General features: G+C 53.4%; 19 protein-coding genes and 1 other annotated feature. Of the genes, 7 read left to right on the top strand and 12 right to left on the bottom strand.

Translation table 11 applies throughout. The features are described 5' to 3' along the window. Window positions 1–52: 52 nt before the first annotated feature. Window positions 53–817 (bottom strand): phosphatidylglycerophosphatase B, encoded by a 765-nt coding sequence (gene pgpB / locus H650_RS01255; RefSeq protein WP_016495875.1) that lies wholly within the window; start codon window positions 815–817, stop codon window positions 53–55. A gap of 196 nt (window positions 818–1,013) precedes the next feature. On the opposite strand from pgpB, the gene ribA reads away from it, so the two are divergent. Further along, complete coding sequence (gene ribA, locus H650_RS01250; protein WP_016495874.1) at window positions 1,014–1,601, top strand: GTP cyclohydrolase II; 588 nt, start codon at window positions 1,014–1,016, stop codon at window positions 1,599–1,601. Window positions 1,602–1,647: 46 nt separating this feature from the next. On the opposite strand, the gene acnA is transcribed toward ribA, so the two are convergent. The 6 genes from acnA to topA form a co-directional block, all read right to left on the bottom strand. Then, window positions 1,648–4,323, bottom strand: coding sequence for an aconitate hydratase AcnA (gene acnA / locus H650_RS01245; protein ID WP_016495873.1), 2,676 nt, complete (start codon window positions 4,321–4,323; stop codon window positions 1,648–1,650). Between the two features lie 173 nt (window positions 4,324–4,496). After that, a complete protein-coding gene (gene ymiC, locus H650_RS25865) occupies window positions 4,497–4,595 on the bottom strand; it encodes a small membrane protein YmiC (protein WP_228007861.1) in 99 nt (32 codons plus the stop codon). A gap of 138 nt (window positions 4,596–4,733) precedes the next feature. Beyond that, the gene (locus tag H650_RS25610; RefSeq protein WP_016495872.1) at window positions 4,734–4,904 is read right to left on the bottom strand and encodes a YciX family protein; all 171 of its coding nucleotides are present in this window, start codon (window positions 4,902–4,904) and stop codon (window positions 4,734–4,736) included. 1 nt (window position 4,905) lies between these two features. Further along, entirely contained in the window at window positions 4,906–5,067 is a 162-nt protein-coding gene (locus tag H650_RS24290; protein WP_082071763.1) for a YmiA family putative membrane protein, read from the bottom strand. A 317-nt stretch (window positions 5,068–5,384) separates the two neighbouring features. After that, window positions 5,385–6,359: an HTH-type transcriptional regulator CysB gene (gene cysB / locus H650_RS01240; protein WP_016495871.1), complete on the bottom strand. Its 975-nt coding sequence runs from the start codon at window positions 6,357–6,359 to the stop codon at window positions 5,385–5,387. A 180-nt stretch (window positions 6,360–6,539) separates the two neighbouring features. Beyond that, a complete protein-coding gene (gene topA, locus H650_RS01235) occupies window positions 6,540–9,137 on the bottom strand; it encodes a type I DNA topoisomerase (RefSeq protein WP_016495870.1) in 2,598 nt (865 codons plus the stop codon). Between the two features lie 397 nt (window positions 9,138–9,534). Between topA and H650_RS01230 the strand changes: the two genes are divergently transcribed. After that, on the top strand, window positions 9,535–9,786 hold the full coding sequence (locus H650_RS01230) for a YciN family protein (RefSeq protein ID WP_016495869.1): 252 nt from the start codon (window positions 9,535–9,537) through the stop codon (window positions 9,784–9,786). 30 nt (window positions 9,787–9,816) lie between these two features. Here H650_RS01230 and sohB read toward each other — a convergent pair whose 3' ends face one another. Further along, a complete protein-coding gene (sohB, locus tag H650_RS01225; RefSeq protein ID WP_016495868.1) occupies window positions 9,817–10,863 on the bottom strand; it encodes a protease SohB in 1,047 nt (348 codons plus the stop codon). A gap of 214 nt (window positions 10,864–11,077) precedes the next feature. Here sohB and H650_RS01220 point away from each other — a divergent pair, with 214 nt between their 5' ends. Both H650_RS01220 and cobO read left to right on the top strand, forming a co-directional pair. Further along, on the top strand, window positions 11,078–11,833 hold the full coding sequence (locus H650_RS01220) for a YciK family oxidoreductase (RefSeq protein WP_016495867.1): 756 nt from the start codon (window positions 11,078–11,080) through the stop codon (window positions 11,831–11,833). Continuing rightward, window positions 11,830–12,420, top strand: a complete 591-nt coding sequence (gene cobO, locus H650_RS01215; RefSeq protein ID WP_016495866.1) for a cob(I)yrinic acid a,c-diamide adenosyltransferase — start codon at window positions 11,830–11,832, stop codon at window positions 12,418–12,420. The genes H650_RS01220 and cobO overlap by 4 nt, the downstream gene beginning before the upstream one ends. 236 nt (window positions 12,421–12,656) lie before the next feature. On the opposite strand, the gene tnpA is transcribed toward cobO, so the two are convergent. From tnpA to rnm, 4 genes are all read right to left on the bottom strand, one after another. After that, complete coding sequence (gene tnpA, locus H650_RS01210) at window positions 12,657–13,091, bottom strand: IS200/IS605 family transposase (RefSeq protein WP_016495865.1); 435 nt, start codon at window positions 13,089–13,091, stop codon at window positions 12,657–12,659. 164 nt (window positions 13,092–13,255) lie between these two features. Beyond that, a complete protein-coding gene (gene rluB, locus H650_RS01205; RefSeq protein ID WP_016495864.1) occupies window positions 13,256–14,146 on the bottom strand; it encodes a 23S rRNA pseudouridine(2605) synthase RluB in 891 nt (296 codons plus the stop codon). A 99-nt stretch (window positions 14,147–14,245) separates the two neighbouring features. After that, the gene (locus H650_RS01200; protein ID WP_016495863.1) at window positions 14,246–14,866 is read right to left on the bottom strand and encodes an L-threonylcarbamoyladenylate synthase; all 621 of its coding nucleotides are present in this window, start codon (window positions 14,864–14,866) and stop codon (window positions 14,246–14,248) included. After that, window positions 14,863–15,744, bottom strand: a complete 882-nt coding sequence (rnm, locus tag H650_RS01195) for an RNase RNM (RefSeq protein WP_016495862.1) — start codon at window positions 15,742–15,744, stop codon at window positions 14,863–14,865. The genes H650_RS01200 and rnm overlap by 4 nt, the downstream gene beginning before the upstream one ends. Window positions 15,745–15,904: 160 nt before the next feature. After that, window positions 15,905–15,999 (top strand) — a sequence feature (Trp leader region). A gap of 26 nt (window positions 16,000–16,025) precedes the next feature. Here rnm and H650_RS01190 point away from each other — a divergent pair. The 3 genes from H650_RS01190 to trpCF are packed head-to-tail and all read left to right on the top strand — an operon-like array spanning window position 16,026 to window position 20,545. Then, complete coding sequence (locus H650_RS01190) at window positions 16,026–17,588, top strand: anthranilate synthase component 1 (protein ID WP_016495861.1); 1,563 nt, start codon at window positions 16,026–16,028, stop codon at window positions 17,586–17,588. Next, a complete protein-coding gene (gene trpD / locus H650_RS01185; RefSeq protein ID WP_016495860.1) occupies window positions 17,588–19,183 on the top strand; it encodes a bifunctional anthranilate synthase glutamate amidotransferase component TrpG/anthranilate phosphoribosyltransferase TrpD in 1,596 nt (531 codons plus the stop codon). The genes H650_RS01190 and trpD overlap by 1 nt, the downstream gene beginning before the upstream one ends. 3 nt (window positions 19,184–19,186) lie before the next feature. After that, window positions 19,187–20,545, top strand: a complete 1,359-nt coding sequence (gene trpCF / locus H650_RS01180) for a bifunctional indole-3-glycerol-phosphate synthase TrpC/phosphoribosylanthranilate isomerase TrpF (protein ID WP_016495859.1) — start codon at window positions 19,187–19,189, stop codon at window positions 20,543–20,545. Window positions 20,546–20,547 lie beyond the last annotated feature (2 nt).

The following is a 20,547-nucleotide window of genomic DNA, read 5'->3' as shown; positions in this document are numbered from 1 at the left end:
GAAATGGAAATGCATGATGTTAAATTCTGATTTGCGGGCGAAACAGCGGAAATCAACCCTCTTGATCGCGAGCAATAATTTCCGGTACTTCTTCCGCAGGCGGCGTGAGCGGGCCGCAAATACGCTGGGCAAGCCAGGTCGCCAGCGTCACAAGCAGCCAGGATATCAACGTCGCAACCACCAAATCGCGCGGCCAGTGCATGCCTAACAGCAGCCGGCTCCCCATCACGCCTGTCGCCCACACAAGCAGCACAGCAATCGTCCATGTGCGTCTGCGTGGCCACAGCAGCCCCACGGCTAATAATGCCCAACTTGCGGCAAACATGGTATGTCCGGAGGGAAATGCGAAACCCGTCTCTTTTTGCCAGTGTTTACGTAAAAACCCAGGAATATCATGCTGGCTGGAGAGCTGTTTTTTCACTAACTCTCCCCGGTCCTTACGTTTCAAAGTGTAGAACTGTTCGGCCTGAACATCGTGCGTTTTTTCCAGCCACAGGACGAAAGGTCGCGGCTCCTGCACACGCTCTTTGACAAAAGATTTAACCCCCTGTCCTGCCAGAATCGCGCAGCCAAGAATAACGAACAGCATCACCGCAGCCTTGAGGCGAAAACGCAGGCACCAGAGAAACCACGCGCACAACACGACATGCGTGATAATTCCCCACGGTTGGGTAACGGTTTCTGTTAACCAGTATAAAAAATGCAGCCACCAGCGGGTTTGCCCCGGCTCCCAGTTCCAGCCGGAAATCCACATTATCAGCGGCATTATCAATAAAATCGCCGCACCTGCTGTTGTTCGCATTGCAATGGAAAGCATCTTTTCTCCTTCTGATTTCGCGAACCAATATAACTGAAAAATAACATTTCCGCTGAAACCTACGCATTTGTGCGTTTAAACGGCAATGCGTGGGTCATCTGTAGGCGATGCGTAATGCATTGTGGCAAAATGAGGTTATACAGAAGGCCAACAGGCTAAAGGTGCGCAGTGCACCACTAAAAATCCGGAGATTCACATGCAACTTAAACGTGTGGCAGAAGCCAAACTGCCAACCCCATGGGGCGACTTCCTGATGGTGGGTTTTGAAGAACTGGCAACCGGGCAGGATCATGTCGCTCTTGTTTTCGGTGATATTTCCGGGCAACTGCCCGTCCTTGCGCGCGTTCACTCCGAGTGTCTGACCGGCGATGCCTTGTTCAGCCTGCGCTGTGATTGCGGTTTTCAGCTTGAAGCGGCGCTCAATCACATTGCAGAAGAAGGACGCGGCGTACTGCTTTATCATCGCCAGGAAGGCCGTAACATCGGTTTGCTGAATAAAATTCGCGCGTATGCGTTGCAGGATCAGGGCTATGACACCGTTGAAGCGAACCATCAGTTGGGTTTTGCTGCCGATGAGCGCGACTTCACGCTTTGCGCGGATATGTTTAAATTGCTGGCGGTAGACGAAGTTCGTCTGCTGACCAATAATCCAAAAAAAGTTGAGATCCTTACCGAGGCAGGAATCAATATTGTAGAACGCGTACCGCTGATCGTCGGGCGTAACCCGAAAAACGCGCACTATCTCGATACCAAAGCAGAAAAAATGGGGCACCTGCTGAAATAAGCGCCCCATCGGTGATGAAACAGGCCTGCAGATGCAGGCCTTTGTTTTAATTCAACATATTACGGATCACGTAATGCAGAATGCCATCGTTGCGGTAATAGGTCAGCTCTGTCGAGGTATCAATGCGACAGCGGCACGCCAGCGTCTCCTGCTTGCCATCGGCGCGGGTTAATGTCACCGATAAGGTTCCACCGGGCGTGATATTTTGCAGATCGACAACGTCCAGCTTTTCCTCCCCCGTCAAAGCCAGCGTTTTTCGCGTCACGCCTTGTGGGAACTCAAGCGGCAGGATCCCCATACCAATCAGGTTGGAACGGTGAATACGCTCGAAAGATTCAGCAATTACCACCCGAACTCCCAACAAGCGCGGCCCTTTTGCCGCCCAGTCGCGGCTGGAGCCTGAACCATACTCTTTGCCGGCAATCACCGCCAGCGGCGTACCCTCTTGCTGGTAGCGTACCGCGGCATCATAAATAGAGACCACTTCGCTGCCCGGCAGATGACGCGTCATGCCGCCTTCAACGCCCGGCACCATTTCGTTGCGAATACGGATATTGGCGAATGTCCCGCGCATCATTACTTCATGATTGCCACGTCGCGAACCATAGGAGTTAAAATCCCGGCGCTCGACGCCATGGCTTTGCAGATACCGGCCCGCCGGACTGTCCGCTTTGATACTGCCTGCTGGCGAAATATGGTCGGTCGTGACCGAATCACCCAGCATCGCCAGGATCCGCGCCCCATGAATATCTTCCACCGGTTTTGGCTGCGCCTGCATATCTTCAAAGAATGGCGATAACCGGATGTAAGTCGAGTCATTCTGCCAGCTATACGTATCGGAGTGCTCAACCTCAATCGCCTTCCACTCCGGCGTGCCTTCAAACACCTCGGCATACTCCTTGCGGAACATTTCAGTTGAGACTTGCTCAACCGCACGGGCGATCTCACTACTTGTTGGCCAGATATCTTTCAAATAGACCGGATCGCCCTTCCGGTCATGACCGAGCGGGTCAGTGGCGAGGTTGATATTCATATTGCCCGCCAGCGCATAAGCCACCACCAGCGGCGGTGAAGCAAGCCAGTTCGTTTTTACCAGGGGGTGAATACGTCCTTCGAAATTGCGGTTGCCTGAAAGCACCGCACCAACGGTAAGATCGCCTTCACGGATCGCCTGTTCAATAGGCTCAGGTAACGGTCCAGAGTTACCGATACAGGTAGTACAACCGTAACCGACAAGGTTAAAACCCAGTTCATCCAGGTAAGGCGTTAATCGCGCCTGCGCCAGATAGTCAGAAACCACTTTCGAACCAGGCGCCAGCGATGCTTTCACCCATGGCTGACGTTTGAGCCCGGCGGTGACCGCTTTTTTGGCCAGCAGCCCGGCGGCCATCAACACACTGGGGTTTGATGTGTTAGTACAAGAAGTGATCGCAGAAATCACTACCGCACCGTCCGGCAATGCATATTTCTGCCCGTTCAGCACGTACTCGACCGGTTTGCGATCTTTCTGCGCCGTGTTCAGTTCAAGTTCTGAGCTGGCTGCAAAGGCTTTAGGCACATCGCTCAGCGCGACCCGATCCTGAGGGCGTTTTGGCCCGGCGAGGCTCGCTTCGACGTCGTGCATGTTCAGTTCAAGTGTGCTGGTAAAGACGGGTTCATCGCCCGGGTTACGCCACATACCTTGAGCTTTCGCATAAGCCTCCACCAACGCGACTTGCTCTTCGCTACGGCCACTCAGGCGCATATAATCGAGCGTCACGCCATCGATAGGGAAAAAGCCGCAGGTTGCGCCATATTCCGGGGCCATATTGGCAATGGTGGCGCGGTCGGCAAGCGGCAGCGAATCAAGGCCATCGCCGTAAAACTCAACAAATTTACCGACAACGCCGTGTTTGCGCAGCATTTGCGTGACCGTCAGCACCAGATCGGTTGCCGTGATCCCTTCCCGCAATTTACCGCTCAGTTTAAAACCGACAACATCAGGGATCAGCATAGAGACCGGCTGCCCGAGCATCGCCGCTTCGGCTTCAATCCCGCCCACGCCCCAGCCCAATACACCGAGGCCATTAATCATGGTGGTGTGAGAGTCAGTGCCGACAAGCGTGTCAGGATAGGCAACCCACTCTTTGCCCTGCAATTCGCTCCAGACCGCTTTGCCGAGGTATTCGAGATTTACCTGGTGGCATATTCCTGTTCCCGGCGGCACCACGCTGAAACGGCTAAACGCCTGCTGGCCCCAGCGCAGGAAAGCATAACGCTCATGGTTACGTTCCATTTCAAGACGGACGTTCTCTTCGAAGGCGTCATCATCACCGAAGTGATCAACGGTCACAGAGTGGTCAATCACCAGATCGACCGGGGATAGCGGGTTCACTTTAGCGGTATCGCCACCAAGACGTTTCACCGCTTCACGCATCGCCGCTAAGTCAACGACGGCGGGAACACCGGTAAAGTCCTGCATCAGGACCCTTGCAGGGCGATAAGCGATTTCGCGATCGGCGTGCGCATTGTCGAGCCAACCGGCCAGAGCACGGATATCTTCTTCAGTGACAGATTCTTCGTCCTGCCAGCGCAGGAGATTTTCGAGTAAAACTTTTAGCGACTTGGGTAACCGTGCGATATCCCCAAGTTGTTTAGCGGCCAGCGGCAAGCTGTAGTAGTGATAAGTTTTGTTCTCTGCCTGCAACGTGTCCTTACTGGCTTCGCGTAGGGTTGACGACATGTGCTCCTCCTTAATGACAGGGATTGCTTACCCTGATGCTCTTCAGGGTCTGTATTAAAGATAACACAAACATATCGTAACGTTTTGATAACAACCAAAATTGCTACAAAAGGGAAAATCTTTCAGGAGAAGGGAAATAAAAAAACCTCGCTGATGCGAGGTTTTTCAATTCATTAGCGAAGGGCAGCCCAGACAATCTGTCCCCAGAAAAGAATGGAAACAGAAAAAGCAGCTAACCACGACCAGTATTTCATTCCGCAATCATTACTCATAAATTTATTACCAGAAAATCTATTCATTAAAACTGAGTCATTACTCAATTCATTTATGCCGTGTATTAATTAAAGAGTACAAAAGAACGCATCAATGAATAGCCGGGATAATTTCCCACGTTTATTCTGATGATATTTTTATTGTTTTTTGATGTCGTCTTCAGAGAAGGCATCAATAAAAGCTTGTTGCTGCGGCGTCAGCTTCCAGGAAGCCGGAATAGAGGTCACAGGTTTCTTTTTCGCTTTAGCTGGTGTGTCATGCAGTTGACATACTTGCTTAACCGGTTCGAATCGACCCGCTATAGCCATTTTAACCCCAGAATTTCCAGATCAATAACGCGACGACTGCCCAAAACACGGCAGAGCCAAGAAATACCGCCAGCCAGGCTTTACGCTTAAGCTCAGGGTCCCTTTGCGGCTCTTCACTTCCTGATGGCATTGCTAACCTCGTACAATCGACATCACTTATCATTTTGGGTACCAACAATCGGTGTAATTAATCATGAGATGAGACAAATCCTAAAAGAACTTTAGCCGAAAATCCAGTGAATTTACTCACCAATTCCAAAGAAATATTTAATCTTTTGACCCGAAATAAATTATTGAAGTAATAAATTTGCAGAGCGGCAATTTAGTTTCTATTTTTGTCGCTAAATAGTGACAGTGTCGGGTTTAAAATTGTGAAGGCAATCACCCGGGAAGGTGATTGTATCAAAGATGAAGATAATTCTAATTTGGCTTTAGGAGACATTATGGGTATCTTTTCGGGCGATAAGATACCCTACGGCATTATTTCTGCGGCAACTTAATATCTTTAAACATCGCTTCTATATCTTCATTAGAACGCAACGCCACGGCGGCATCGACCACATCGCGCGTTAAATGTGGCGCGAAGCGCTGAATAAAATCATACATATAGCTGCGCAGGAACGTGCTGCGACGGAAACCTATTTTTGTGGTGCTGTGGCTGAAGATTTCGTGAGCATCCAGTTTAACAAGGTCCGGATCGGAAATCGGATCCACCGCCATGCTGGCAATAACCCCTACTCCCAGCCCGAGTCTGACATACGTTTTGATAACGTCTGCATCTGTCGCGGTGAAAACGATTCGTGGCGTCAATCCTGCTCGATTAAACGCCGTGTCGAGCTCTGAACGTCCGGTGAAGCCAAAGGTGTAAGTCACCAGTGGATATTGCGCCAGCTCATCAATACTGACGGACTGCTTAGACGCCAGCGGATGATCGGGTGTCACCACGATCGAGCGATTCCAGTGGTAGCACGGTAACATCACCAAATCATCGTAAAGATGCAGCGCTTCAGTGGCGATGGCGAAATCAGCATTGCCTTTAGAAACCGCTTCTGCAATCTGCGTTGGCGATCCCTGGTGCATGTGCAATGAAACGCGCGGATAGCGTTCGATAAACCCTTTAATCACATTCGGCAGGGCATACCGCGCCTGGGTATGCGTGGTAGCTACATACAGCGAGCCCTTATCCGGCCAGGTGTGTTCCCCCGCCACCGATTTAATTGCGTCAACTTTGGACAATACTTCACGCGCAATGCGGATGATTTCCTGCCCGGCGGGCGTCACCTGAGTGAGATGTTTGCCGCTGCGGGCGAAGATTTGTATGCCGAGCTCATCTTCCAGCATGCGGACTTGTTTACTGATGCCAGGCTGAGAGGTATAGAGCCCTTCCGCCGTGGAAGAGACGTTGAGGTTGTGATTCACCACCTCGACGATATAACGAAGCTGCTGTAGTTTCATAACAGACCATCCGAAGTACGCAAACGGGGTTATCGCTTAATACGATTTGATAATAAAAAAGCGGTTAGCTATAACAACTATATCATTTATAGCTTCCGTGTATAGCAGCGAACAAAGAATAATAACGCGCAAATAAAAAGGGCCGGAAAACCGGCCCCTGAAGGTAGATGGCTGAAAAAACTACTTTTTAGCTTCAGTCCATTTATTATCGATATAAAACGCTGACCATCCGGTCGCTTTCCCGTCTTTTTCCGAAGCCACATATTGCTGCCTGGTCTTGCGGCTAAAACGCACAATGGTTTTATTGCCCTGCGGATCTTCCTGCGGGGCGTCCGCAAGATAGCGCAGTTTTTCCGGCAGACGGTCACGGAAGCGGTACAGTTCTTCTACCAGCGGTGCACGTGTTTCGCGAGATTTCGGGAAGGTATTCGCCGCGAGGAACACCCCGGCTGCGCCATCACGCAGAACAAAATAGGCATCCGATTTTTCGCACGGCAACTCCGGCAACGGTACCGGATCCTCCTTCGGCGGTGCAACTTCACCGTTACGCAGGATCTTACGCGTGTTTTTACACTCGTCGTTGGTGCAAGCCATGTACTTACCAAAACGCCCCATTTTCAGGTGCATTTCAGAACCGCATTTTTCACACTCAACGATTGGGCCGTCATACCCTTTGATGCGGAATTCACCCTCTTCGATCTCGTAGCCATCGCAGGTTGGGTTATTCCCACAGACATGCAGTTTACGCTTCGGATCGATCAGATAGCTGTCCATCGCCGTACCACATTTCTGGCAACGACGTTTGGCGCGCAGCGCGTTGGTTTCCGCGTCTTCGCCTTCCAGCACATTGAGCACTTCGTTTTCCGGCACCAGGTTAATGGTGGTTTTGCAGCGCTCTTTCGGCGGTAACGCATAGCCGGAACAGCCAAGGAAAACTCCGGTACTGGCGGTACGAATGCCCATTTTACGCCCACATGTCGGGCAGTCGATGCTGGTCAGTACCATCTGATTCGGACGCATACCGCCCGCTTCAGGATCCTGTTCAGCTTGCTCCAGCTGGCGAGAGAAATCGCCAAAGAAGCTGTCCAGCACCTTGCGCCATTCCGCTTCGTGGTTCGCCACGCGGTCGAGGCTGTCTTCCATCTGTGCGGTAAAATCGTAGTTCATCAGCTCGCGGAAATTCTCTTCCAGACGATCGGTAACAATTTCACCCATTTTTTCCGCATAAAAACGGCGACTTTCAACACGCACATACCCCCTGTCCTGAATGGTCGAGATGATCGACGCATAGGTAGACGGGCGGCCGATGCCGCGTTTTTCCAGCTCTTTTACCAGCGAAGCTTCGCTAAAACGCGCAGGTGGCTTGGTAAAGTGTTGTGCCGGCGTTAACTCTACAAGCGAAAGAACATCGCCTTTATTCACCGCAGGCAACGTACGATCCTCATCACCTTTGCGCAGCGCGGGCATCACTTTTGTCCAGCCATCGAAACGCAGGATGCGACCACGGGCTTTAAGACGGAAATCGCCTGCGCCCACCGTCAGCGTGGTGGAATCATACTGAGCAGGGGTCATCTGACAGGCAACAAACTGGCGCCAGATCAGCTGATAAAGCTTCTGCGCGTCGGCTTCCATGTCTTTTAACGATTCAGCTAACACCGCGACATCGGAAGGACGAATAGCTTCGTGCGCCTCCTGAGAGTTCTCTTTGCTGGCGTACTGATTAGCGTTTTCCGGCAGGTATTTTTTACCAAAGTTATCAGCAATGTAGCTGCGCACCATCGACACGGCGTCCTGGCTCAGGTTTGTCGAGTCGGTACGCATATAAGTGATGTAGCCGGCTTCATACAGGCGCTGCGCCATCATCATGGTTTTCTTCACGCCAAAACCCAGACGCGTACTGGCGGCCTGTTGCAGCGTAGAGGTAATAAATGGTGCACCCGGTTTGCTGCTGGTCGGCTTATCTTCCCGCTCCAGCACCGTATAACGCGCTTTTTCCAGCAGGCTGACCGCCGCCATGGTTTGCTCACGATTAACCGGACGGAAGGCTTTATCACCTTCATGTGTCACCTGCAGCGGCAGCGTATCGCCACCAGGCGTCGCTGTAGCAGCGTCGATCTCCCAGAACTCTTCCGGCACAAACGCTTTAATTTCGCGTTCGCGCTCAACAACCAATCGCACTGCGACCGACTGTACGCGACCGGCGGAGAGGCCGCGGGCAATTTTCTTCCACAGCAGTGGAGACACCATGTAGCCCACCACGCGGTCCATAAAACGGCGCGCCTGTTGAGCATTCACACGGTCAATATTCAGTTCGCCCGGCGTTTCGAAGGCCTGACGAATCGCATTCTTGGTAATTTCGTTAAACACGACACGGCTGTAGCGTTTCTCGTCGCCACCGATCACTTCCCGCAGGTGCCACGCAATGGCTTCCCCTTCGCGGTCAAGGTCGGTTGCGAGATAGATGTGGTCGGCTTTTTCCGCCAGCGATTTCAGCTCGGAAACCACCTTCTCTTTACCGGGCAGCACTTCATAATGTGCATCCCAGTTGTGCCATGGGTCGATCCCCATGCGATTGACAAGAGCGCCGCGTTCATCCTTTTTAGGCTTCTTAGCCGTTTTGGCGGAGGCTGAGTCTGCGCTCTTTTTGGGTGCTGAGCCACTGGTCGGCAAATCACGGATATGACCAACGCTGGATTTAACCACATAGTCATTACCCAGATATTTATTGATCGTTTTGGCTTTTGCCGGGGACTCAACGATAACGAGAGCTTTACCCATATTCACCTTTACCTAATTAAATTCTTCCAGAAATTCGTCGCATGTCGCTTCAGACCCACCGGCGACGAGCATTCAATATTGCGGCGGCGTCAATGGATATCAACCCTTTTTTTAACAAAGCGCGTAAAACGGAGCGTTCAGGTGACTGAGTTTACAGGCTTTTTCGCGCAAGGGCGGAGTAGCACAACGATATAACGGTCGAATGTCAAGCAAATCTGTTGCCAGATTGACGAAAGCGTCACACTGTACCTGATAAAATTTGTTACGCAACTTTATTAGCATGCAAAAGCGGATCACGCCAGCACAACGCCCAGGCAAAGCCCTTGCAAAAACAGGGAAAATTTGCCCGGGAACCGGGCCAGCGGTAAACTGACGAAATTTTTTGAGGAGTAGAAAAATGCAAGAGACATCTCAGCCAATCAATCGCCAGTCTCTGCTTGAACTGGCTAATAAAATGATCAGTGAGCATGACGACACGCTATCCGGTATCGTCGCGACCGGCGTCAGCCAGCGTAACGGCGTACTGGTTTTCAGCGGCGAGTATTTTCTTGATGAGCAAGGCTTACCGACGGCGAAAAGTACAGCGGTATTCAACATGTTCAAATACTTAGCGCATGAGCTTTCTGAAAAATATCATCTGATTGACTAAAAGAAAACGCGAGGCCGAAGCCTCGCGTTTTTACATCATCGGTTTTTGCCCGCGCTGCCACCAGCGCATCAGCAAATGATCGATGCTCTCCATCGCACTGCCCGTAAAACGCTCCATCAGCTTTTTACGCTGCTGATAGCGCACACCAATCACTTCGTGATCTTCGATAAGCCCCAGCAGCAGATCATCGCTGGTGCCAATGGCGTCGATCAGTCCCTTATCAAGCGCCTGGGAGCCGTACCAGTGCTCCCCCGTCGCCACGCTTTCAATGTCCAGTTCTGGCCGCATCTGGTGAACAAAACCTTTAAACAGATCGTGAGTTTCGTTCAGGCTCTCGCGAAATTTCTGCCGCCCTTCTTCCGTGTTTTCACCAAGCAGTGTCAGCGTACGTTTGAACTGACCCGCCGTGTGCAGCTCAATGTCGATCTCTTTGCCTTTGAGGAAGCGGTTAAAGTTGGGGATCTGCGCTACCACGCCGATAGAGCCGATGATCGCGAACGGTGCCGCAACAATTTTATCGGCCACGCAGGCCATCATATAGCCGCCACTGGCAGCCACTTTGTCGACGGCGATGGTCAACGGGATATGCTTGTCGCGCAAACGTTGTAACTGGGAAGCGGCAAGACCGTAGCCATGCACCACGCCTCCCGGGCTTTCCAGGCGCACAACGACTTGATCCTGCGGCGTTGCCACCGCCAGCACTGCCGTAATCTCTTCACGCAATGCGTTGACTTCGCCCGCGTCCATACTGCCTTTGAAATCGAGCACATAGGCACGCGGCGCGCCTTTGTCTTGCTGTTCGCCGGCCTTCGCCTTCGCTTTTGCCGCTTTCGCTTCCAGCTTCAGTTTTTTCTTCTGCGCTTTGTGCCAACGTTTCTGTTGGTGATCATCCAGCAAGGAGACCGACATCTCCTCCTGCATCTCTTTATATTGCTCACTCAAACGGGTGATTTTCAGTTCTCCCCGCTGGCGTTTGCGCTGTGTCAAATTAACAATCAGCACGGCCACAACAGCAATCGCCACGACGACAGTCGCGATTTTGGCCAGAAACAGGCCATACTCAGACAGTAATTCCATGCATACCACCTCGATTACACCACTCGACAATCGCACCAGTGTACATGAGCGATGCTGGCACGTCTCGCGTAAGCCATTGGTACAATGTGCCATGTTGCTGAATTTTTTCGTAAAGGTTGCGCAACCTTCCCGCAGGCTGATTGAAATAGCCCTCTGTTTAAGGCATAAAGCCAACATGTGAAGGCGATAACAGGCTCCGGCCTGAGGAGAGAGTGTGCATTATCAGCCACAACGCGATTTGTTAAACGATCGCATCATTCTGGTGACCGGTGCCAGCGACGGCATCGGCAAAGAAGCGGCGCTGACCTACGCCCGCTACGGCGCGAGCCTCATTCTGCTGGGCCGAGACGACGCAAAATTACAGCAGGTTGCGCGCGATATTGAACAAGAAGGCCAGCAAGCGCAGTGGTTTACCCTCGATATGGCAAGCTGCACCCCGGAAATGTGCCAGCAACTGGCTGATACCATTGCGGCCACCGTGCCGCGTCTGGATGGTGTATTGCACAATGCCGGTTTACTCGGGGATGTATCGCCAATGATCGAGCAGGTTCCGGCAGTCTGGAACGAGGTGATGCAGGTCAACGTGAACGCCACCTTTTATCTCACCCAGGCGCTTCTTCCTTTATTACTTAAATCGGACTGCGGCTCTCTGGTTTTCACCTCCTCGAGCGTTGGCCGCCAGGGACGTGCTAACTGGGGCGCTTATGCTGTGTCGAAATTTGCCACCGAAGGGATGATGCAGGTGCTGGCCGAAGAGTATCAAAACCGGGTGCGGGTCAACTGTATTAACCCAGGCGGTACGCGCACCAAAATGCGTGCCAGCGCCTTTCCGACCGAAGATCCAGACAAACTGAAAACCCCCGCCGATATTATGCCGCTTTATCTGTGGCTGATGGGCGATGACAGCCGCCGTAAAACCGGTATGAGTTTTGATGCCCAGCCGGGTCGCAAACCAGGAATTTCACAATGAGCGAAGAACGATATCAGCAACGCCAGCAGCGCGTGAAAGAGCGTGTCGATGCGCGCGTCGCTGCCGCACAGGATGAACGCGGGATCATTATTGTTTTTACCGGAAACGGTAAAGGGAAAACCACCGCCGCATTCGGCACAGCAACACGCGCAGTCGGCCATGGTAAAAAAGTGGGCGCCATTCAGTTTATCAAAGGGACGTGGCCGAATGGCGAACGCAACCTGCTGGAACCGCTGGGCGTGGAATTCCAGGTGATGGCAACCGGTTTTACCTGGGACACGCAAAACCGCGAAAGCGACACCGCAGCCTGTCTGGCGGTCTGGCAACATGCCGAACGAATGCTGGCCGATCCCGCGCTGGATATGGTGCTGCTGGATGAACTGACCTATATGGTGGCCTATGATTACCTGCCACTGGAAACGGTACTTGACGCGTTACGCAAACGCCCGGCAAACCAGACAGTGATTATCACCGGACGCGGCTGCCACCGCGATATTCTTGACCTGGCGGATACCGTCAGCGAATTAAGACCGGTGAAACACGCTTTTGAAGCGGGCGTGAAAGCGCAACAAGGTATCGATTACTGACGCAACGTAAGGCTGCCGTCATTGCAGGCAGCGCTTTTTTGCCCCTGGAGACCGGGCCGCAGACCTTAGCAAGCAGCTACAGACAGCGCGTGAGATTTCACGCAAGCGGTCGGGCTGAACCAAATCAGTTCCACATCCACTGACATGGTTCTTTGGTGAGCAGTAAAAGACCACCTTCTTAGAAGGTGGCTTTTGAGAATGCCCCCTGTAAGGGGGCTATTGTCACTTTCCGCTTACTACTCTAGCAATTCCATTTGCTGTTCATGTATTTGTTCCGTTTTCTCCTGATGCCTCACATATCGTCTGATAATTTCCTCGTTCACACCGACAGTATCTACAAAGTAGCCACGTGACCAAAAGTGGCTACCCCATAGCTTTTTTCGTATATGTGGGAAACGATTGTAGAGTCTGATTGCGCTGCGGCCTTTCAGATGCCCCATCAGAGTTGATATCGAGATTTTCGGCGGAACTATTACGACCAGATGTACATGATCTGGCTGAACATTTAGCTCCAGAACCTCACAATCCTTTATTCCGCAGAGAATGTAGATTGTCCTGTAAAGTTCCTTGCCCAACTTATCTTTCAGGATCCTGAAACGGTACTTTGGCGTCCAGACTATGTGATATTTGCAACGCCAATATACATGTGATGAACTCCTGTAAAGCCCCATGTCGGTTTGACTCCTTTTACTTGTGGTGAGTAAGCGGAGATATTCCGGCATGGGCATTCTTCAGGCTATAGCCTTACAGGATCAATCACCACCTCCCCAGGAGGTGGTTTAAGGGTGACAACAAAAAAGGGGCTTTCGCCCCTTTCTCATATTCTTTATTAGGATCAGTCGTTTTTATTACGCGAACTGCCAGGACGACGACCACCACCGGACTTGCCAGCCGGTTGGCTGTGACGTTTCACCGCGCGGCGGATCTGGTTCGCTTTCATGCGACGGCGATCTTTCTCCACGGCCACTTTGGATTGCGTTTCCGCATCCAGCCCCACCAGCTCACGCAGGTAGTTAGTTTGCGCCAGATCGAGTTCCGTCCAGCCACCGCGAGGCAAACCTTTTGGCAGCGGAATATCACCGTAACGTACGCGGATCAGGCGGCTAACCTGTACGCCAACCGCTTCCCACAGACGACGCACTTCACGGTTGCGCCCTTCGGTCAGGGTGACGTTATACCACTGGTTAATGCCTTCGCCACCGCTGAACTTGATGGTTTTAAACGCCGCCGGGCCATCTTCCAGCTGCACACCGCGCGACAGATCGCGCAACTTCGCGTCATCAACTTCGCCAAAAACACGTACCGCGTATTCACGCTCAACTTCACGGCTCGGGTGCATCAGTCGATTCGCCAGTTCACCATCGGTGGTAAACAGCAACAGACCGCAGGTATTAACGTCGAGGCGACCTACCGCGATCCAGCGCGCGCCGCGCAGTTTCGGTAGACGATCAAAAACTGTCGGGCGTCCTTCCGGATCGTTACGCGTACAGAGTTCACCTTCCGGTTTGTAGTACGCCAGCACGCGGCAGATCTGCTCCACGGACTCTTTCACCGAAATGAGGTGGCCATCGATACGGATTTTCAGCGCAGGCGTCACTTCCACGCGATCGCCCAGTGTGGCGATTTTGCCGTCCACGCTTACGCGGCCAGCCTCAATAATAGATTCGATTTCACGGCGGGAACCGTGGCCAGCTCGCGCCAGCACTTTCTGTAGTTTCTCGCTCATAGAGCTTCCTTCAGGTGTCGCCTTCACAGGCGTCGAATAGGGTCATCAGGTCGGCGAAGCCGCTGCTGAAATGGCCGCGTAGTATAGCGGCTTGCGCCACTATAAGAAAGGCTTAACGTCGCCAACCCCTTCGCGAATAACCTCGGGTGTCGATTCCGTTAAATCGACCACCGTCGTCGGTTGTTGGCCGAGATAGCCACCGTGGATAATTAAATCCACCACTTTTTCCAGCCGATCTTTAATTTCATCCGGATCAGATTCGGTAAAATCACTGCCCGGCAGCATTAACGAGGTGGAGAGCATCGGTTCGTTGAGCGTTTCCAGCAGCGCCAGCGCAATCGGGTTCGAGGGTACGCGCAGACCAATCGTTTTGCGTTTTTCCTGCAATAAACGACGCGGCACCTCTTTTGTCCCTTTCAGGATAAACGTGTAATTGCCGGGCGTATTATTTTTAATCAGACGAAAAGCCACGTTATCGACAAAGGCATACGTCGACAGCTCCGATAAATCGCGGCACATCAGCGTAAAGTTGTGGCCATCCGGCAGGTGACGAATGCGGCAAATACGCTCCATCGCCCCTTTGTCTTCTATTTTACAGCCCAACGCATAACCGGAATCGGTGGGGTACACGATGACGCCGCCTTTACGCACAATTTCTACCGCCTGGTTAATCAACCGCGGCTGGGGGTTTTCCGGATGAATATAAAAAAATTGACTCATACTTCCCTCTCTCTGTTCTGTTGCGGCTGCTCCCATTTCAGCCATACGCCCTCAACACCGGCCGGAAGCCAGAGTTTGCGCCCCAGTTCAATCCATGGGCAAGGCTGATGGAAATCAGAACCTTGCGACGCCAGTAAACCAAACTGACGGGCATACGCGGCGAGCTGCGTTCGCTCGTTGGGAGCCTGCTGGCATTGGGCGACTTCCATCGCCTCACCGCCGCACTGTGCAAAATACGCCAGCAGCCTTTTCAGCCATTTAGCAGAAAGGTTATAGCGACCAGGGTGGGCCATTACCGCCGTTCCGCCAGAATGATGAATCACATCAATAGCTTGTTCTATTGTACACCACTGGGGAGGAACGTATCCCGTTTTGCCCCGTGCCAGATACTTTTTAAACACATCGGCAATATTGCTCGCTTTGCCCTGTTCCACCAGGAAACGGGCAAAGTGTCCGCGCGTTACGTTCGCCCCCTGCGCCAGCCGTTGCGCGCCTTCCCAGGCACCGGGAATGTGCGCTTTTTCTAAACGCTCAGCAATCAGTTTCGCCCGCTGGACCCGGCGTTCAGATTGCGCCTGCAAAAAAGTACGCAGCGCCGGGTGGTCAATATCAATATTCAGACCAACAATATGTATTTCGTGGTTTTCCCAGACGGTGGAGATCTCCACACCGCTGATAAGCTGCAAATCCAGTCCGGCACGGACAATTTCCGCACGGGCTGCAGGAATGGCATCGGTGGTATCGTGGTCGGTTATCGCCAGCGTGCCAACGCGCATTTCTACCGCGCGATGCACCAGTTGTTCCGGGGAAAGCAGACCGTCAGAGGCCGTCGTATGGCTGTGAAGATCGTAAATAATGGCGTAATTCGTGTCGCTCAAAGCGGCTCCGCTAATTCATCTGGACGTCGGTTTGTCGCCTATCATACAGTCCAGAGAATATTTTCTGAATTCGAGGTTGACTTTCTTTTCCTGAACCAGTTAACTAGTACGCAAGTTCACACGACAAGGTATCGCAAACATGAATGCACATTTCTCTGTTACTCGCTGGTGGCGCACTCCCTGACAAGGGCTGTGAGATCACGTGCGCATTCAGCATACCGATACCAGGCCCGCTCACCCAGCGGGCTTTTTTTTGAACAAAATAAATAATGAGAGCGACTATGCAAACGCAAAAACCAGCACTCGAACTTCTGACCAGCAACGCCAGCTACCGCAGTAACCCGACGGCGTTGTTCCATCAATTATGCGCTGCCCGCCCGGCAACCCTGCTGCTGGAATCAGCGGATATTGATAGTAAAAGTGACTTAAAAAGCCTGCTGTTGGTTGATAGCGCATTGCGTATCACCGCGCTTGGTGACACTGTCACCATTACAGCATTAACTGAAAATGGAGCAGCACTCCTGGCGCTGCTGGATAACGCCCTTCCAGCCGGTGTTGAAAACACCCTGCTGCCCGATGGGCGCGAGCTGCGATTCCCGCCGGTCAGCAGCCTGCTGGATGAAGACGCCCGCCTCTGTTCGCTCTCTGTGTTTGATGCTTTTCGCTTATTACAAAACCTGGTCGACGTCCCTTACGATGAACGCGAAGCCATGTTCTTCGGCGGCTTGTTCGCGTATGACCTGGTAGCCGGTTTTGAAGATTTACCGCAGCTTACGCACGATCGCCGTTGCCCGGACTACTGCTTTTACCTCGCCGAAACCTTACTGGTGATCGACCACCAGAAACAGCAAACCCGTATCCAGGCAAGCCTGTTTACGCCTTCAGCAGAGGAAAAAGACCGCCTGCTCCAGCGAATCGACACCCTGCGCCAGCAGCTGGATCACCCGGCCGGGGCGTTGCCGGTGGAGAAAGTTGAACATATGCGCTGCGACTGCAACCAGAGTGATGAAGAGTACGGCGCAGTGGTTCGCGAAATGCAAAAAGCGATTCGCGCGGGCGAGATTTTTCAGGTAGTACCGTCTCGTCGCTTCACCCTGCCTTGCCCTTCACCGCTGGCGGCTTACGAAGTGTTAAAAAAGAGCAACCCCAGCCCGTACATGTTCTTTATGCAGGATAACGATTTCACGCTGTTCGGTGCCTCACCGGAAAGCTCGCTGAAATACGACGCCAGCAACCGCCAGATTGAGATCTACCCTATCGCCGGTACCCGTCCGCGTGGACGCCGTCCGGATGGTTCACTGGATCGCGATCTCGACAGCCGTATTGAACTGGAGATGCGTACCGACCACAAAGAGCTGTCAGAACACTTAATGCTGGTGGATCTGGCGCGTAATGATCTGGCGCGCATCTGTACACCGGGTAGCCGCTATGTCGCTGATTTAACCAAAGTCGATCGCTACTCCTACGTGATGCACCTGGTTTCACGCGTGGTGGGTGAGCTGCGTCAGGATCTGGATGTTCTGCACGCCTACCGCGCCTGCATGAACATGGGCACCTTGAGCGGTGCGCCAAAAGTGCGCGCAATGCAGTTAATCGCCAAAGCGGAAGGCACACGTCGCGGTAGTTACGGCGGCGCGGTGGGTTATTTCACCGCCCATGGCGATCTGGATACCTGCATCGTGATTCGTTCTGCGTGGGTGGAGGACGGTGTGGCAACGGTACAGGCAGGCGCGGGTGTCGTGCTGGATTCCGTTCCGCAATCCGAAGCCGATGAAACCCGTAATAAAGCTCGCGCGGTTCTGCGCGCTATCGCTACCGCACACCACGCTCAGGAGACTTTCTGATGGCTGACATTCTGCTGCTTGATAACATCGATTCCTTTACTTACAACCTGGCGGATCAGCTGCGTGCGAGCGGACACAACGTGGTGATTTACCGTAACCATGTTCCGGCGCAGACCTTGATAGATCGCCTTCAGACAATGCAAAACCCGGTGCTGATGCTTTCGCCAGGCCCAGGCGCACCGTCTGAAGCGGGCTGCATGCCGGAGCTGCTTACGCGGTTGCGTGGAAAGTTACCGATTATCGGTATCTGCCTCGGTCACCAGGCGATTGTTGAAGCCTATGGCGGCTACGTCGGCCAGGCGGGTGAAATCCTGCACGGCAAAGCCTCAAGTATCGAACACGATGGCCAGGCGATGTTCGCGGGGTTAAGCAACCCGCTTCCCGTTGCGCGTTACCACTCACTGGTGGGCAGCAACATCCCGGCAGGATTAACCATCAATGCCCATTTTAACGGCATGGTGATGGCGGTGCGTCACGACGCCGATCGCGTTTGCGGTTTCCAGTTCCACCCGGAGTCGATTTTGACCACGCAAGGCGCACGTCTGCTGGAACAAACGCTGGCCTGGGCGCTGCAAAAACTGGAGCAGACAAATACGCTGCAACCGATTCTGGAAAAACTGTATCAGGCGCAAACACTCAGCCAGCAGGAGAGCCACCAGCTTTTCTCTGCGGTGGTACGCGGCGAGCTGAAGCCGGAACAACTGGCGGCCGCGCTGGTCAGTATGAAAATTCGCGGTGAGCATCCCAACGAAATTGCCGGAGCGGCCACCGCACTGCTGGAGAATGCCGCGCCGTTCCCGCGCCCGGACTATGCTTTTGCCGATATCGTCGGCACCGGTGGCGACGGCAGCAACAGCATCAATATTTCCACCGCCAGTGCATTTGTCGCTGCTGCGTGCGGATTGAAAGTTGCCAAACACGGCAATCGCAGCGTGTCGAGCCGTTCCGGCTCATCGGATTTGCTGGCGGCATTTGGTATTAATCTGGATATGAACGCAGATAAATCGCGTGCCGCGCTCGATGAGCTGGGTGTCTGTTTCCTGTTTGCGCCGAAGTATCACACCGGTTTTCGCCACGCAATGCCGGTCCGTCAGCAGTTGAAAACCCGCACGCTGTTCAACGTGCTCGGCCCGTTGATTAATCCGGCGCACCCCCCGCTGGCGCTGATCGGCGTCTATAGCCCGGAGCTGGTGCTGCCGATTGCCGAAACCCTGCGCGTCCTCGGTTATCAGCGTGCGGCAGTCGTACATAGCGGCGGCATGGACGAAGTGTCACTGCATGCGCCTACACTGGTTGCCGAACTGCACGCTGGCGAAATCAAAAGTTACCAACTCACCGCTGCCGACTTTGGCCTGACACCGTACCATCAGGAGGCGCTGGCTGGCGGGACACCGGAAGAAAACCGTGACATTCTGACACGCTTACTCCAGGGTAAAGGTGAGGCCGCGCATGAAGCCGCCGTCGCCGCCAATGTCGCCATGCTGATGCGTCTGCACGGCGAAGATGATTTACAGGCCAACGCGCAGAAGGTTCTGGATGTGCTGCACAGCGGAGCAGCCTACGACAAAGTCACCGCACTTGCGGCAAGAGGGTAAAAAATGCAGACCGTTTTAGCGAAAATCGTCGCCGATAAAGCCGTATGGGTAGCGGCGCGCAAGGAGCAACAACCGCTGGCCAGTTTTCAGAACGATGTCGTGCCAAGCACACGTCGCTTCTACGATGCCCTGCAAGGTACGCGGACAGCGTTTATCCTGGAGTGCAAAAAAGCCTCGCCCTCCAAAGGCGTGATCCGCAATGATTTTGACCCGGCGCGCATTGCGTCTATTTACAAACATCATGCGTCGGCAATTTCCGTGCTGACGGATGAGAAATACTTCCAGGGCAGTTTTGATTTTCTGCCGATTGTCAGCGGCATCGCGCCGCAGCCGATCCTGTGCAAAGACTTTATTATCGACGCTTATCAGATTTACCTGGCGCGTTACTACCAGGCAGATGCGTGCCTGCTGATGCTTTCGGTACTCGACGATGAGCAGTACCGCCAGCTTGCCGCCGTCGCGCACAGTCTGAATATGGGCGTGCTGACGGAAGTGAGTAATGAAGAAGAGCTGCAGCGCGCTATCGCGCTGGAAGCGAAAGTCGTCGGCATCAACAACCGCGACCTGCGCGACCTGTCCATCGATTTGAACCGCACCCGTGAGCTTGCTCCGCGCCTTGGCACAGGTGTGACGGTCATCAGCGAATCTGGCATCAATACTTATGCTCAGGTGCGTGAGCTCAGCCATTTTGCCAATGGTTTCCTGATTGGCTCCGCGCTGATGTCCCATGACGATCTCGATGCGGCGGTAAAACGCGTTTTGCTGGGTGAAAACAAAGTGTGCGGGCTGACCCGCCCGCAGGACGCGCAGGCGGCTCATCAGGCCGGTGCCATCTACGGTGGTTTGATCTTCGTGGCCAGCTCCCCGCGCGCCGTAACGGAAGTGCAGGCACAAACGGTGATGCAGGCCGCGCCGCTGCAATATGTTGGTGTGTTCCGTAATGCCGCGCCCGAAGACGTGGTGGCTAAAGTTAACGCGCTCAATCTGGTAGCCGTCCAACTGCACGGTGATGAAGACCAGGCCTATATCGATACGCTGCGCGAGCGTCTGCCGACAAAGACGCAAATCTGGAAAGCACTCAGCGTTGGCGACAGCCTGCCCGCGCGGCGCTTCCGGCAGGTCGATAAATATGTGTTTGATAACGGCCAGGGTGGCAGCGGTAAACGTTTCGACTGGTCGCTGCTGGCAGGCGAACCGCTGGATAACGTGATTCTTGCTGGTGGCCTGAGCGCAGATAATTGCGTGCAGGCGGCTAAAACCGGCTGTGCCGGACTCGATTTTAATTCAGGCGTGGAGTCGGAACCGGGTATCAAAGATGCCAGCAAACTGGCCTCGGTTTTCCGCACACTGCGCGCTTATTAAGG

Origin of the sequence: Enterobacter sp. R4-368 (assembly GCF_000410515.1) — a bacterium.
Lineage (GTDB): Bacteria > Pseudomonadota > Gammaproteobacteria > Enterobacterales > Enterobacteriaceae > Kosakonia.
This window is presented reverse-complemented; position numbering and strand designations above follow the sequence as displayed.